The 14,121-nt window shown below is 68.2% G+C and carries 16 protein-coding genes; 9 read left to right on the top strand and 7 right to left on the bottom strand.

What is annotated here, in order from left to right; all coding sequences use genetic code 11:
* Positions 1 to 729 (bottom strand): SIMPL domain-containing protein, encoded by a 729-nt coding sequence (locus tag AC3A6P_RS34515; protein WP_487696926.1) that lies wholly within the window; start codon positions 727 to 729, stop codon positions 1 to 3.
* 134 nt (positions 730 to 863) lie between these two features.
* Between AC3A6P_RS34515 and AC3A6P_RS34510 the strand changes: the two genes are divergently transcribed.
* Positions 864 to 1,838, top strand: a complete 975-nt coding sequence (locus AC3A6P_RS34510; protein ID WP_487696924.1) for a helix-turn-helix domain-containing protein — start codon at positions 864 to 866, stop codon at positions 1,836 to 1,838.
* On the opposite strand, the gene AC3A6P_RS34505 is transcribed toward AC3A6P_RS34510, so the two are convergent.
* Complete coding sequence (locus AC3A6P_RS34505; RefSeq protein ID WP_487696922.1) at positions 1,741 to 2,754, bottom strand: AraC family transcriptional regulator; 1,014 nt, start codon at positions 2,752 to 2,754, stop codon at positions 1,741 to 1,743. The genes AC3A6P_RS34510 and AC3A6P_RS34505 overlap by 98 nt on opposite strands.
* 99 nt (positions 2,755 to 2,853) lie before the next feature.
* On the opposite strand from AC3A6P_RS34505, the gene AC3A6P_RS34500 reads away from it, so the two are divergent.
* Entirely contained in the window at positions 2,854 to 3,660 is an 807-nt protein-coding gene (locus tag AC3A6P_RS34500) for an alpha/beta hydrolase (RefSeq protein ID WP_487696921.1), read from the top strand.
* Here AC3A6P_RS34500 and AC3A6P_RS34495 read toward each other — a convergent pair.
* From AC3A6P_RS34495 to AC3A6P_RS34475, 5 genes are all read right to left on the bottom strand, one after another.
* Positions 3,641 to 4,093 carry a GNAT family N-acetyltransferase gene (locus AC3A6P_RS34495; protein ID WP_487696919.1) on the bottom strand — a complete coding sequence of 151 codons (453 nt, stop codon included), beginning with the start codon at positions 4,091 to 4,093 and terminating at the stop codon, positions 3,641 to 3,643. The two genes, AC3A6P_RS34500 and AC3A6P_RS34495, sit on opposite strands and share 20 nt — an antisense overlap.
* A gap of 112 nt (positions 4,094 to 4,205) precedes the next feature.
* Entirely contained in the window at positions 4,206 to 4,376 is a 171-nt protein-coding gene (locus tag AC3A6P_RS34490; RefSeq protein WP_487696918.1) for a hypothetical protein, read from the bottom strand.
* A 124-nt stretch (positions 4,377 to 4,500) separates the two neighbouring features.
* Positions 4,501 to 5,514, bottom strand: a complete 1,014-nt coding sequence (locus AC3A6P_RS34485; RefSeq protein ID WP_487696917.1) for a zinc-binding dehydrogenase — start codon at positions 5,512 to 5,514, stop codon at positions 4,501 to 4,503.
* A complete protein-coding gene (locus AC3A6P_RS34480) occupies positions 5,514 to 6,695 on the bottom strand; it encodes an LLM class flavin-dependent oxidoreductase (RefSeq protein ID WP_487696915.1) in 1,182 nt (393 codons plus the stop codon). The genes AC3A6P_RS34485 and AC3A6P_RS34480 overlap by 1 nt, the downstream gene beginning before the upstream one ends.
* Positions 6,692 to 7,576, bottom strand: a complete 885-nt coding sequence (locus AC3A6P_RS34475; RefSeq protein ID WP_487696914.1) for an alpha/beta fold hydrolase — start codon at positions 7,574 to 7,576, stop codon at positions 6,692 to 6,694. The genes AC3A6P_RS34480 and AC3A6P_RS34475 overlap by 4 nt, the downstream gene beginning before the upstream one ends.
* A gap of 174 nt (positions 7,577 to 7,750) precedes the next feature.
* Between AC3A6P_RS34475 and ftsH the strand changes: the two genes are divergently transcribed.
* The 7 genes from ftsH to AC3A6P_RS34440 all read left to right on the top strand — a co-directional run.
* Entirely contained in the window at positions 7,751 to 10,087 is a 2,337-nt protein-coding gene (gene ftsH, locus AC3A6P_RS34470) for an ATP-dependent zinc metalloprotease FtsH (RefSeq protein ID WP_487696912.1), read from the top strand.
* A 78-nt stretch (positions 10,088 to 10,165) separates the two neighbouring features.
* On the top strand, positions 10,166 to 10,744 hold the full coding sequence (gene folE / locus AC3A6P_RS34465) for a GTP cyclohydrolase I FolE (protein ID WP_487696964.1): 579 nt from the start codon (positions 10,166 to 10,168) through the stop codon (positions 10,742 to 10,744).
* Positions 10,745 to 10,764: 20 nt separating this feature from the next.
* Complete coding sequence (folP, locus tag AC3A6P_RS34460; RefSeq protein ID WP_487696962.1) at positions 10,765 to 11,574, top strand: dihydropteroate synthase; 810 nt, start codon at positions 10,765 to 10,767, stop codon at positions 11,572 to 11,574.
* Positions 11,567 to 11,947 (top strand): dihydroneopterin aldolase, encoded by a 381-nt coding sequence (folB, locus tag AC3A6P_RS34455; RefSeq protein ID WP_487696911.1) that lies wholly within the window; start codon positions 11,567 to 11,569, stop codon positions 11,945 to 11,947. The genes folP and folB overlap by 8 nt, the downstream gene beginning before the upstream one ends.
* Positions 11,944 to 12,465, top strand: a complete 522-nt coding sequence (folK, locus tag AC3A6P_RS34450) for a 2-amino-4-hydroxy-6-hydroxymethyldihydropteridine diphosphokinase (protein ID WP_487696909.1) — start codon at positions 11,944 to 11,946, stop codon at positions 12,463 to 12,465. Before folB ends, folK begins: the two co-directional genes overlap by 4 nt.
* Entirely contained in the window at positions 12,465 to 12,941 is a 477-nt protein-coding gene (locus AC3A6P_RS34445; RefSeq protein ID WP_487696907.1) for a DUF3180 domain-containing protein, read from the top strand. Before folK ends, AC3A6P_RS34445 begins: the two co-directional genes overlap by 1 nt.
* 86 nt (positions 12,942 to 13,027) lie before the next feature.
* The coding region (locus AC3A6P_RS34440) for a DUF6779 domain-containing protein (RefSeq protein ID WP_487696905.1) at positions 13,028 to 14,121 on the top strand (1,094 nt) is incomplete at its 3' end.

Genomic DNA, 14,121 nt, shown 5'->3' with positions numbered 1-14,121 from the left:
CTAACCCAGCTCCCAGATCGCTGTGACGGAGAACGACACCGTCTGCTGACCGGGGGACAGCGGAACCGGGCTGGCCATCGCCCGCTCCATCGGCATCGGCGTCGGAGGTGGTGTACCACCGCCGGTTTCGGAGATCGAGATGATCTTGCCCAGTTCCAGACCGGACAGATCGGCGTACTGCTGGGCGCGCGCCTGGGCATCTTCGAAGGCGCGGGTGCGGGCGTCCTTCACCAACTGCGAGTCGTCGTCGATGGAGAAGTTCACCGAGTTGATCCGGGTGGCGTCGCCGCCGTTGGAGACGATCAGCGCCAGGACCCGCGAGGCGACGCTGACATCGCGGATGGTGACGTCCATCGAATTGCTGGCCTCGTAGCCGACGGGGGACGACACTCCGTCCGGTCCGTATTGCGGCTGGACGCTGACGTTGGTGGTGGCGATGTCCTCTGGGTCGATGCCGGCTTCGACCAGCCCGTCGAACACCGCCCGCTGCCGCTCGTTGGTCTGATTCATCGCGGTGGTGACGTCCTGGGCCAGGAAGCTGATCGCCGCGCTGGCGGTGAGTGTGTCCGGGGTGCCCTGTACTTCGCCCTCGCCGACCACCGTCACCTGGCGGGGCGCATCACCGGGCAGTGGCGGGGCAGGTGGGGCGGCGTCGCACGCGGTGAGCGCGGCGGCCGACAAACCGGCGAGCATGACGAGAGAGAAGCGCGAGTTCGCGGCGGGGCGCATGACTGAGAACCCTAGCGCGACGAGGATGCGCGGGCCGGGAGCACACCCGCTTGCGGGGGTGCAACGAGTCCGTGAGGAGAAGTTGCGTCGCCGCGATCTAGCGGTTTGGTGCTGCGTCCACCAGAATCTGTGCCGTGGCGCTGGTTCTGGACACCGCGGAGTTGCCCGCGGCCGACCGCGCCGAAGCCTTGCGCGAAGGTATGCGTGTCGCGGGGGTGCCCGCCAACGTGACACCGTTACCCGCCCACGACGTCTCGGCCCGCCTGCAGCTGTGGGAGCTCGATGACGCCGGGTCGACACTGATGCAACGGGACGGCACCGGAATCTGGCTGGAGCGCACCGCCCGTCACGTGCGCGTGGCCGATCCGGACCGGGTGGGGCTGACGTTGTTGCCGGCGGGACGGTGGACGTTCCATCAGTTCCGGTCCGACCACGCAGAACCGGCCACGCCGTCGCTGGTCCTGGTGCACCAGGGGTCTGCCTACGATCATCGGCGCTGGGATTCCGGCACCACGATCGCGATCAACATGGACCGGGCGGTGCTCGACGTCCCCGTCGACACGGTGATCGGGGCGAGCCGGAACCTGTCCCCGGACGCGCCGCTGCACGCCTTGGCGTGTGCGTACCTGACCAGTCTGGCGCGCACGGCGCGGGAGGCGCCGGAGGCCCTTCCCGGGCTTGCCGCCACCACCGTCACCCTGGTGCGGGCGGTCATCTGCGCAGCCGGCGGCGACGCCCGGCAGCGACAAGCGATGCAGGACAGTTTGTTCGACAGGATCAGGTTGTTCGTGCAGTCGCGTTTGACAGACCCTGCGCTGGGGCCCGAGATGATCGCCGCGGCTCACCACATCTCGGTCCGGCAGCTCTACAACGTCTGGGCACGCCACCGTACGGAAGCGATGAGCCTGGCCGACTGGATCCTGGTGAAACGGTTGGAGTCGGCACGCGACCAGCTGAGCGACCCCGGCTCTGATCATGTGACGGTGGCGAACATCGCCCGCCGCTCCGGCTTCAGCGATCCGACCCACTTCGGCCGTCGCTTCCGTGCTCGGTACGGGGTGACGCCGCGGGAGTACCGGATGCGCCGGCGCGCCAGTCCCGCGGGGTGACGCCGGTGGCGGCGCGAAACCTCCTGGCGAAATACGACGGATCGGTGAAACCGCACGCCGCCGCGATCGACGAGATACTGCGCGTGGCCGCACCGGGTGACCGCAGTAGCACCTTGGCGCGGTCCAACCGGGCGGTGATGATCCACTGCTCGAAACGCACCCCGTTGTCCTGGCAGAGGCGGTACAAGCGGCGCGGCGAGATGCCAACGGCAGCAGCGGCCGACGCCGCATCGAGCGCGGCATCGCTCAGGTGCGCCCGCACGTGGTGGCGCACCCTGGCAAAAGCCGTCTCCGCCAGCGCGCCGGCGCCGTAGCGCTCGTCGCCGGACGCGCTGGCCAGTACGGCCCTGGTCAATTCGAGCACCACTGCGCCGGCCGCGTCGGCCGACACCGGATCACCCAAAGTAGTTGCGATATGCGTCAATTCGACCAACTGATCGCGTATGACGGGATACACCGGGCTGGTGGGCAGCCGGGGTGCGCCGCGGCGGATGGTGTCAACGGGCAGGCCGATGCGGTCGAACGGTATCTGCAGCCCGATACCGGTACCACCGTCGGTGTTGGCGTAGTGAAACGGTGCGCTCAGGTCGGTGCAGTACAGATCGCCGGGATGCAGTGTCCTGGATACGCCGAATTGGTCCTGGAATGCAGTACCGTGACGGCGCAGGGCGATCGAGAGGGTCTCGGGGGCGCCGCGGCGGACATGGCCGGCCAGCCGCGTCATCGTCTGGGCCGCCGTGACTTCGGTCCGCAGCAGGCTCACCGGGCCCAGCGCGGTCCACTCGATGGAGCCTTCGACCGTCCCGAGGGGTGTCACATCGAACCGGCTGGGCACGGTGCGGTCGACGACGGTGGCGGCGAAGGCGTCCACGCGCTCATGCGGCGGTAGCGCATTGAGGTCCAGGATCGTGGCCACAACGGTGATTGTCGCGGACAGAACAGAAGCGTGCACGCACAGTCGACCAGCCGGGCCCGAGGATTCCTACGGTTCCACCATGCTGACAGGAGACCGATCATGACAACACCCGACACCGTCGTACTGGTACACGGACTGTGGATGACGCCCCGGTCGTGGGAAGGCTGGGTGGCGCATTTCGAGGCCAAGGGCTTCAAGGTGCTCACGCCGGCGTACCCGGGCTTCGAGATCGAAGTCGAAGCGCTGCGGGAGAATCCGGACATCATCGCCGATCTCACCGTGCCGGAGACCGTCGACCATCTCGCCTCGGTGATCACCGCCCTGGACACGCCGCCGATCATCATGGGTCACTCCTTCGGCGGGACGCTCACCCAGTTGCTGGTGGACCGCAACCTCGGTGCGGCCGCCGTGGTGGTGGATTCGGCTCCCACCGAGGGGGTTCGGGTCAACCCGCTGTCACAGGTGAAGTCGTTGTTCCCGGCGTTGAAGAACCCGGCGAACTACCACCGGGCGGTCGGGTTCACACCCGAGGAGTTCCACTACGCGTTCACCAACACCCTGTCGGCCGAGGAGTCGAAGAAGGTGTGGGAACGGTATGCCATCGCGGCACCGGGCAACTGGGTGTGGGCCTACGGCCTGATCGCCAATTTCAAGCCGGGACACCAGGAGACGTGGGTGGATTACAGCCGTGACGAGCGGGCGCCGCTGCTGTTCATCGCCGGCGGTAAGGACCACATCATGCCGGCCTCGGTCAACCGGTCCAACGCCAAGCACTACCACAAGTCCAAGGCCATCACGGATTTCCATGAGTTCCCCGACCGCGACCACTGGACCTGCGCCGCGCCCGGGTGGGAGGAAGTCGCCGATTACGCGCTGGAGTGGGCGCTCAAGAACGCACGGTCTTGACGAAGTACACCCGGTCGAATCCGTTCTCGGTGCGCCGATCCACTTCGACGTACCCAAGTCGCGGGTAGAGCACCAGGTTCTCGGTCATCAACGCATTGGTGTACAGCCGTAGCTGGGGGAGCTCCCGTTGGCGTGCCTGCGCCTCGGCGTGGGCCAGCAGCGCGCGGCCGTGCCCGCGGCCCTGCGCCCAGGGAGCCACGGCCACGTTCTCGATGAGCAGGTGGTCGGGTTCGGTTACGGTGACGAGCACTCCCGCCACCGCCCCGTCGTCGACGAGGACGTCCACCTGGTCGGTGCCGGTGACCGCCGCGTGATAGTCGGCGGTCATCGGGGCCGGCGGCCGGCCGATGCGCTCGACATACGGGGCGTACGCGGCGTGCACCAGCTGCTCGATGCCGGCGACATCGGCGAGCGCGGCGGGGCGGATGGCCATGCACTGCACCCTAGTGACGGGTGTGTTCAGGTGCGTGGGCCGGGCGTCATGGCCTTCCAACGCAATTCGTGAACCGGGGCTTCTCGGAACAGTTGTGCTGGGGTGGTGAGGCTCAGTCGGAGGCGAGTTCGAGATCGTCGCGACGGATGCCGACACGCGAGATGGCCTCGGAGGCCTGCTCGGCGGTGATCTCACGGTTCTGCAACGCCAACCCGATCCGGGTCACCTCCACGATCTCGGAAATGTCGGTACGGATCTTTTGCAGTCGCTGGGTGAAAGTCACGCTTGCCTTCTTCGAATCTCGTGTAGTCGTTGTCTCCCATTCAACGGGGCGAAGAGCGCGAGTGCTTCCTCGACAAGGCGTTATTCTCATCACGTGACCTGCGACAATGGCGCGGCTCACAGATTTAGGGCGTCACCAGGATCTTGCAATGCCGTTCGGGGTCGGCCAGGCCCTCGAATGCCGCACCCACTTCGTCGAGCCCCACGGTGCCGGTGATCATCGGCGCCACATCGACCACGCCGTCCGCTATCGCTGTCAGTGCGTGCGCGAATTCCTGTGGGGTGTGGCCGAAGACGAACTGCACGCTGATGTTCTTCATCGCGGCGAACGCCGGTCGCACGGTATCCGGCTGCATCGACATCCCCACCGAGATCAACCGGCTGCTCACCGGAGCCATCCGCAACGCTTCATCGATGATGCCGGGTACGCCGACCGCCTCGAAGACGACGGCGGGGCGCACCACATCAAAAGGTGATCCCTGCGCGGGGTCCACGGTCTGGTGCGCTCCCATGGTCTCGGCGAGTGCGCGGCGCGTCGGAGAGAAGTCGGCGGCCACGATGTGCTCGACACCGGTCATCCGCAGCGCGGCGATGATCGAGATCCCCACCGGGCCCGCACCGATCACCAAGGCCGTCTCGCCGAGCCGCACCCGGGACTTGTTCACCGCGTGCACGCCGACGGCCAGCGGTTCGGTGAGCGCAGCTCGCTGCGCATCCAGGCCGTTCGGCACGGTGAGCAGCAGCGGCGCCGACAGCAGCATCCGTTCGGCGTAACCGCCCACCACGGAATTGCTGAAGACGATCCCGTCGATCTTGTTGCCCGTCAACAGAATCGGCTGTGAAGTGACCAGGGTCCCCGGTGGCGGCGCCGCGGTGTCCGGTCCCGCCTCCAGGATCTCGGCGCTGAACTCGTGTCCCAGGAACACATCGGCGGCGAGGTCGATATCGCGGGGCATGGGCACGTCGCGTACCTGCTCGGCCAGTTCGAGCATCTCGTGCCCGTGTTCGGCGAAGTGGAGATCGGAACCGCAGATACCGCACGCCCGGACTGTCACCAGCACCTGGCCGGGCCCGGGCACCGGTTCGGGCACGTCGTCGCGCAGAACCATGTGGCCATCGCGTAATACGCTGGCGCGCACTATTTCTCAACTCCCTGCGCATGTTCTTTGATGGCGTTCACCACCGCTTCGCCGGCGCGGCCCAACAGCTGGTCCCGCTTCCCCTTGGCCCATTCGTGTGAGGCGCGCGGTGCGGTGAGCTGACCCTTGAAATGTGGTATCACCTTGCGCGCGAACAGATCGTAGGAGTGGTAGGTGGCCTCGGGGTCGGCCCAGTCGTGTCCGAGCAGCAGAAGCGTGCCGAAGCCGCCGGACTGCTCCAGCAGGCCGGTGATGTAGGAGATCGCGTCGTCGGTGGTGCCGATACAGCAGTTGCCCTTGGCGGCGTAGTCGGCCACGAACTCGCGCGCGGTCTGAGGGGACCCGTCAACGGTATTGGACAGCGGAACGAAGCCGGCCGCGCCGAAGTAGTTCGCGAAGTCCTGCAAGCCGTAGGTGCAGTCGTCGATCGCCTGCTCTCGGGTGTCGGCCAGGTGCACGATGCCCAGCACCCGCCAGTTGGCCCGGTCGGGCTCGGCCCGACCGGCCGCTCGGGCCTGCTCGGTGACGATCTGCCAGGCGTTCTCCAGTGCGGCGAAACCACCGGGCACCGACATCGACAACGACAGCAGTGACGTTCCGAGCGCACCCGCCAGGCGTGGACCCGACGGTGACACCATCGCGGCGGTCGAGATCTCCGGGTACGGGAACGTATAGGGCCGGATGTGCAGGGCGGCGTCGCGCAGGGTGAACCAGTCCGTGTGCCGGTCGACCCGTTCGTCGGGGGCCGCGCGGAACAGCGCCAGGATGGCCTCCAGCGACTCCTGCATCATCCGCCGCTGCTCCACCGGGTCGATGCCCATCATGTAGGCATCCGACGGCAGCGCTCCGGGCCCGGTTCCGAACATCACCCGGCCGCGGGTCAGGTGATCGAGCAGCACCCACCGGTCGGCGACCATCAGTGGGTGGTGGTAGGGCAGCGACACCACACCGGTGCCGAGCCGGATGTGCTTGGTGCGCTCGGCGGCGGTGGCGATGAACACCTCGGGGCAGGCGATCAGTTCGTAGCCCCCGGAATGGTGCTCACCGAACCACGCCTCGTCGAAACCGAGGCGGTCCAGGGCGACCACCCGCTCCAGGTCGTACTCCAGCGCCACCGTCGGCGATTGCCCCACCGGGTGGAACGGGGTGATGAACACTCCGAAATTCAGTGGCCGGCTCATGACGCACCTTTCAGGAAGTCCAGCAGGATGCGGTTCACCTCGGCAGCGCGCTCCTGGTGCAGCCAGTGGCCGGCGCCGTCGAGCATGACCTCCCGGTACGGGCCCGTCGCCACCTCGGTGGCGCGGTCGGGTCGCATGAAACCCAGCACCGGGTCGGCGCTGCCGCCGACGAACAGGGCGGGCACCGTGATGCGGGCCGTCTCGAGCTCCCGCGTGGTCTCCCAGTTGCGGTCGTAGTTGCGGTACCAGTTCAGCCCGCCGGTGAATCCGGTGCGGCTGAACTCGCGCACATAGACATCGAGGTCCGCGACGCTCAGCCACCCGGGCAGTGCAGCCGCCGGATCACCGGCCAGCAGCCCGCGCATGGTCGCGGTCACATCGGCGGCGAGCATGGCATCGGCCGGGCCCTGCTCCTGGAACCGCAGCATGTAGAAGTCGTCACCGAACTTCTCCCGCCACTTCTCGGTGGGGCGGCTGCGGGGCCGGGGCACCGGCGGAACGCTCAATCCGGCCACGGCCGCCACCCGGTCCGGGTGCAGCAGAGCGGTGTGCCAGGCCACCATGGCACCCCAGTCGTGGCCGATGATCGTGGCCTGCTCGACGCCTGCCCAGTCCAGCAGTCCGGTCAGGTCGCCGGTGAGCGCGTGGATGTCGTAGGCCTCGACGTCAGGCGGGCGACTGGAGCCTCCGTAGCCCCGTTGATCCGGGGCCAGGACGTGGAATCCGGCCGCCGCCAGCGCGGCGACCTGATGGCGCCACGTGTACGCCAGATCCGGGAAACCATGGGCCAGCACCACCACCGGTGCACCCGGCTCACCGGCCTCGACCAGCGAAAGTCGTACCCCGTTGGTATCAACTAACCGTTCGGTTGAGGTGCGCACGGTCCCACCAAATCACACGTTGGGTGCTTTCAGAACCCCTTGAAGCCCGGCGGAATGTCGGGTTTTGCGGCCGCGGGAACTGCCGATCGTTGGGCTAGCGGTAACCTGGAAGCTCTCCCCGCGCGCATTGGAAGGACCTGACCGGCACACAGTGCATGCCGGCCGACGATATTGATGAACCGTAAAACCCTGATCCGCACGCTCACGGTGATCGCCGTAGTCCTGCTGCTCGGCTGGTCCTTTTTCTACTTCTCTGATGACACCCGCGGGTACAAGCCCGTGGACACCTCGGTGGCGATCGCGCAGATCTCCGACGACAACGTCAACAGTGCACAGATCGACGACCGCGAACAACAGGTACGACTCGAGCTCAAGAACGGCAACGGCGACACCGAGAACTCCGACAAGATCATCTCGAAGTACCCCACCGGGTACGGCGTCACCTTGTTCAACGATCTGAGCGAGAAGAACGTCAAGATCAACACGGTGGTGAACCAGGGCAGTGTCCTGGGATCGCTGTTGATCTACATGCTGCCGCTGCTGCTGCTCGTCGGCCTGTTCGTGATGTTCTCCCGCATGCAGTCCGGTGGCCGGATGGGCTTCGGCTTCGGTAAGTCCAAGGCCAAGCAGCTCACCAAGGACATGCCCAAGACCACCTTCGCCGACGTCGCGGGCGCCGATGAGGCGGTCGAGGAGCTCTACGAGATCAAGGACTTCCTGCAGAATCCGTCGCGGTACCAGGCGCTGGGCGCCAAGATCCCGCGCGGCGTGCTGCTCTACGGCCCGCCCGGCACCGGTAAGACGCTGCTGGCCCGCGCCGTCGCCGGCGAGGCCGGCGTGCCGTTCTTCACCATCTCCGGTTCGGACTTCGTCGAGATGTTCGTCGGCGTCGGCGCCTCCCGCGTGCGTGACCTGTTCGAGCAGGCCAAGCAGAACAACCCCTGCATCATCTTCGTCGACGAGATCGACGCCGTGGGACGCCAGCGTGGCGCCGGCCTGGGCGGCGGCCACGACGAACGCGAGCAGACACTCAACCAGCTGCTCGTCGAGATGGACGGCTTCGGCGAACGCCAGGGCGTCATCCTGATCGCCGCCACCAACCGCCCCGACATCCTCGACCCCGCGCTGCTGCGCCCGGGTCGTTTCGACCGGCAGATCCCGGTGACCAACCCCGACCTGGCCGGCCGCCGCGCGGTGCTGCGGGTGCATTCCGAGGGCAAGCCCATCGGCCCCGACGCCGACATCGACGGACTGGCCAAGCGCACCGTTGGCATGTCCGGCGCCGACCTGGCCAACGTGATCAACGAAGCGGCGCTGCTGACCGCCCGCGAGAACGGCACCATCATCACCGGTGCCGCCATGGAGGAAGCCGTCGACCGGGTGATCGGCGGCCCCCGCCGCAAGAGCCGGATCATCAGCGAGGGCGAAAAGAAGATCACGGCCTACCACGAAGGTGGCCACACCCTGGCGGCCTGGGCGATGCCTGACATCGAGCCCATCTACAAGGTCACCATCCTGGCCCGCGGTCGTACCGGCGGCCACGCCGTCGCCGTGCCCGAGGACGACAAGGGTCTGATGACCCGCTCGGAGATGATCTCCCGGCTGGTGTTCGCCATGGGCGGACGCGCCGCCGAGGAGCTGATCTTCCGCGAGCCCACCACCGGGGCGTCCTCCGATATCGACCAGGCCACCAAGATCGCCCGCGCCATGGTCACCGAGTACGGCATGAGCGCCAAGCTGGGTGCGGTGAAGTACGGCACCGAGCACGGTGACCCGTTCCTCGGGCGCTCGATGGGCACCCAGGCCGACTACAGCCACGAGGTCGCGCGCGAGATCGACGAAGAGGTGCGCAAGCTGATCGAGGCCGCGCACACCGAGGCGTGGGAGGTTCTCAGCGAGAACCGTGACGTCCTCGACGTGCTGGCCGGTGAGCTGCTGGAGAAGGAGACGCTGCACCGCGCCGAGCTCGAGGTGATCCTCGGCCAGGTCAAGAAGCGTCCGCGGATCACCGCGTTCGACGATTTCGGTGGTCGCGTCCCGTCGGACAAACCGCCCATCAAGACGCCCGGCGAGCTCGCCATCGAACGTGGTGAGGAGTGGCCGAAGCCGCTGCCCGAGCCCGCGTTCAAGCAAGCCATCCGCGAGGCCGAGCGCCAGAACGGGGGCGGGCCCAACGGTTCGAACGGCGCGCATGCCGCCCCCGGGCCGAAACAGCCCGATTACGGTGCCCCGGCCGGTTGGCACGCACCGGGTTGGCCGCCCCAGAACCCGGGCCAGCAGCAACCTCAGCCGCAGGGACCGTGGTACCCGCCGCCTCCTCCACCGCCGTCCGGAGGTTGGGCGCCGCAGGGCTACCCGGGTGGCCAGCAGTCCGGTAGCCACCAGCAGCCCTACCCGTACCAGCCGTACCCACCGCAGTACGGCCAGCCGCCGGCACCCGAGGGCGGTGACGGGCCGGACAACCGCGGTGGAGACACGGGCCGGCACCACAACCCGCCCGGACACGGCTGACCCTTACGAGCGGAGACTCACGTGGCTACTGGGGCTTCAGCGGCATCGACGCCGCAGCCCAACTCCCACGCGGCGACGGTGAATCGTCCCGCGTTCGATCACGCGCGCGCGGAGGCGGCGGTTCGTGAGCTGCTGTATGCAATTGGCGAGGACCCGGACCGCCACGGTCTGGCGGACACGCCGGGCCGCGTGGCGCGGGCCTACCAGGAGATGTTCGCCGGGCTCTACACGAACCCCGACGACGTTCTCAACACCACGTTCGACGAGCAGCACGACGAATTGGTGCTGGTCAAGGACATTCCGATGTACTCGACGTGCGAACACCACCTGGTGGCGTTCCACGGCGTGGCCCATGTCGGGTACATCCCCGGGGTGGACGGGCGGGTCACGGGGTTGTCCAAGCTCGCCCGCGTCGTAGACCTCTACGCCAAGCGGCCGCAGGTACAGGAACGGCTGACCGGTCAGGTGGCCGACGCATTGATGCGCAAACTCGATCCCCGCGGCGTCATCGTGGTGATGGAGGCCGAGCACCTCTGTATGGCGATGCGGGGAATCCGCAAGCCGGGCGCCGTCACCACCACTTCGGCCGTGCGCGGACAGTTCAAGACCGACAATGCATCTCGGGCCGAGGCGCTGGAACTCATCCTGCGAAAGTGAGTCGTCCACGCGTGCGGGTCATGGGGATCGTGAACGTCACAGACGACTCGTTCTCCGACGGCGGCCGGTATCTGGCGCCGCGCACCGCGATCGAGCACGGTTTGCGTCTGGTTGCCGACGGAGCGGCGATAGTCGATGTCGGCGGTGAGTCCACCCGGCCGGGTGCGGTCCGGATCGATGCCGAGGTCGAGATGTCCCGGGTGCTGCCCGTCGTCAAAGAGCTTGCCGCGCAAGGAGTCACCGTCAGCATCGACACCATGCACGCCGATGTCGCTGCGGCCGCGCTGGAGAGCGGGGCCGGCATCGTCAACGATGTGTCCGGCGGTCGCGCCGACCCGGGCATGGCCGCGGTGGTGTCGTCGGCCGGGGTGCCGTGGATCCTGATGCACTGGCGCTCGGTGGCAGCCGAGCAGCCGCACACCGTGCCGCCGTACGGCGATGTCGTGGCCGAGGTGCGCGACGAGCTGCTCCGCGCGGTCGATCATGCGGTCGGCGCCGGGGTGGACCCGGCCAACCTGGTGATCGATCCCGGTCTGGGCTTCGCCAAGACCGGCCGGCACAACTGGCAGCTGCTGCGGGCGTTGCCCGACTTCGTCAGCACGGGGATCCCCGTGTTGATCGGCGCCTCGCGCAAACGGTTCCTCGGCACACTGCTCGCCGACGGCGACGAGGTACGCCCGCCCGACGGACGCGAGACGGCCACCGCGGTCATCTCGGCCCTGGCTGCCACCCATGGAGCGTGGGGGGTGCGGGTCCACGACGTGCGAGCGTCCGCGGACGCCCTGAAGGTCGTCGAGGCGTGGAACGCCGGAGGGGAGGATCGTGGCTGACCGAATCGAATTGCGCGGCTTGACCGTTCGTGGCAACCACGGGGTGTTCGACCACGAGCGCCGCGACGGCCAGGACTTCGTCATCGACATCACGCTGTGGATCGACCTCGCCGCGGCCGCGGCCTCGGATCAATTGACGGACACCTACGACTACGGTGTGCTCGCGGCGCGCGCCGCCGATATCGTCGGCGGCACCCCGAGGAACCTCATCGAGACGGTGTCCGCCGAGATAGCCGAGGACGTGATGACCGACGAACGGGTGCACGCGGTCGAGGTCGTCGTGCACAAACCCAGCGCCCCGATCCCGCTCCAGTTCGCCGATGTCGCAGTGGTCGCGCGCAGGTCGCGGCGGGGCACCCGGGGTGGCTCATGAGCACGGTCGTGTTGTCCATCGGCTCGAACCTGGGGGACCGCCTGGCGCGGCTGCAGACCGTCGTCGACGCGCTCGGCAACCGGCTGCGGTCCGTTTCCCCGGTGTACGAGACCGATCCGTGGGGTGGGGTGGACCAGGGGGCCTTCCTGAACGCGGTCGTCATCGCCCAGGACCCGGGGCTGGACGGCCACGGCTGGCTCGCCTTCGCGCAGGGACTGGAGGAGGCCGCCGAGCGGATGCGCGGGCAGAAGTGGGGGCCGCGCACCCTCGACGTCGACCTCGTCACCTGCCATGACGGGGAGACCGAACAGATTTCCCGTGACGAGGGACTGACGCTGCCCCATCCGCTGGCGCACCTGCGTGCCTTCGTTCTGATCCCGTGGCTGGCGGTGGACCCGGACGCGACACTGACCGTCAACGGCAGTGTCCAGCCGGTTTCGCGCCTGCTGGCAGATCTGAGCGCCGCGGACCGCGACGGCGTGCGGCTGACTCCACTGGTGCTCGGTGTCGCCGACTGATGGGCCCGACACGCAAGCGTGACCTCGCCGCCGGTGTGGTGGGTGCGACGATCCTCGGTTATCTCCTGGTGCTCATGTCCTACCGGTACTTTCCGCCGCTGACGATCTGGACCGGCCTCTCGCTGGCGGCGGTGGGTGTTGCCGAGGCCGTGTGGGGTTGGCACATCAGGGGCAAAATCAGCGACGGTGAGATCGGAGTCGGCGGCGGCCGGCTGCATCCGCTGGCGGTGGCCCGCAGTGTGGTGATCGCCAAAGCCTCCGCGTGGATGGGCGCCGTGGTCCTCGGCTGGTGGATCGCGGTATTGGCATATCTCATTCCCCGCCGCTCCACCATGCGGGTCGCCGGTGAGGACACCGCGGGTGCCGTGGTGGCGGCGATCTGCGCAGTCGTGTTGATCGTCGCCGCGCTGTGGTTGCAGCACTGCTGCAAGTCGCCGCAAGACCTTTCCGAGGGCCCCGAAGGTGCCACGGACTAGACCGTCGGTGTGATCGGGCCAGAACAGACGCCGAATCGCCGTGCGCGACAATTCGCGTGGAGACCTCGCCCGGGTACAGTCGCCCCATGACCGTTCTGTCCCGCGGCGCCCGTGCCCGGCGCGGCGGCCGCAGGCCGGGGTGGGTACTGCTGACGGTGTTACTGGTCCTGGCGATCGGGGCCAGTTCAGCGCTCGTGTTCACCAACCGTGTCGAGCTGCTGAAGCTCGCGGTCATCCTCGCACTGTGGGCCGCGGTGGTCGCCGCCTTCGTCTCGGTGATCTACCGCAGACAAAGCGATGCCGACCAGGCCAAGGTGCGCGACCTCAAACTCGTCTACGACCTACAGCTGGACCGCGAGATCTCCGCGCGTCGTGAATACGAACTGTCCGTCGAGACCCATCTGCGGCGCGAACTGTCCTCTGAACTACGGGCGCAGGCCGCCGACGAGGTGGCCGCCCTGCGCGCCGAATTGGCCGCGCTGCGCACCAATCTCGAGATCCTCTTCGACACCGACCTGGCGCACCGTCCCGCTATCGAGACGGACCGGTCCTATCAGGCCAAGCCGGACCGAGTGGCCAGCAGCCGCATCACGTCGGTTCGCGACGAGCCGCAGGACCGCAGCTTCCCCGAGCCGCCCGACAACCCGATCATCGACGTGCCCGAAGAACCGCTGGCCCAGCAACCGCGCCGGCCCGAGGACATCTACCGCGGATCCCACCGCAGGCCCAGCGAAGAGACCACGGTGATGCCGCTGGTGCGTCCCGGGCCGCCTCCGCCGCCGGCCGTGCCCACACCTGCGCCTCAGCCCGCGCCCACCCCTGCGCCTCAACCCGCCCCAACGCCGCAGCCCACGCCGCCGCCGAGCGCACCGCCGAAGCAGGCAGCCACGCCGGCCTCCCAACCGCAAGCACAACCACAGCCGCAACCACCCGTGCAGGGGCCGCCTCCGCCACCGCCTGTACGGGAACGTCCCGCGGCTCAAACCGCACCGCCGCCGAAACCGTCAGGCCCGGCCGCTCCGGTCCCGCCGCCACCGGCTGCCCCGGAACCCGAACGGCGCGGGCGGCACTCGGGAGGGGCAGAAGCGGCAGGCCCCGAGACGCCCCGTGGCCGGCATTCGGTACCGGGGGCGCCGGAGGGCGGGCGTCGCCATGGCGCGCCGGGGCCGTCGGCGCCGCA

The organism is Mycobacterium sp. Soil_C_30 (assembly GCF_057656995.1).
Note: the sequence above shows the minus strand (reverse complement) of the source record. Positions and strands in the feature narration are given on the sequence as shown.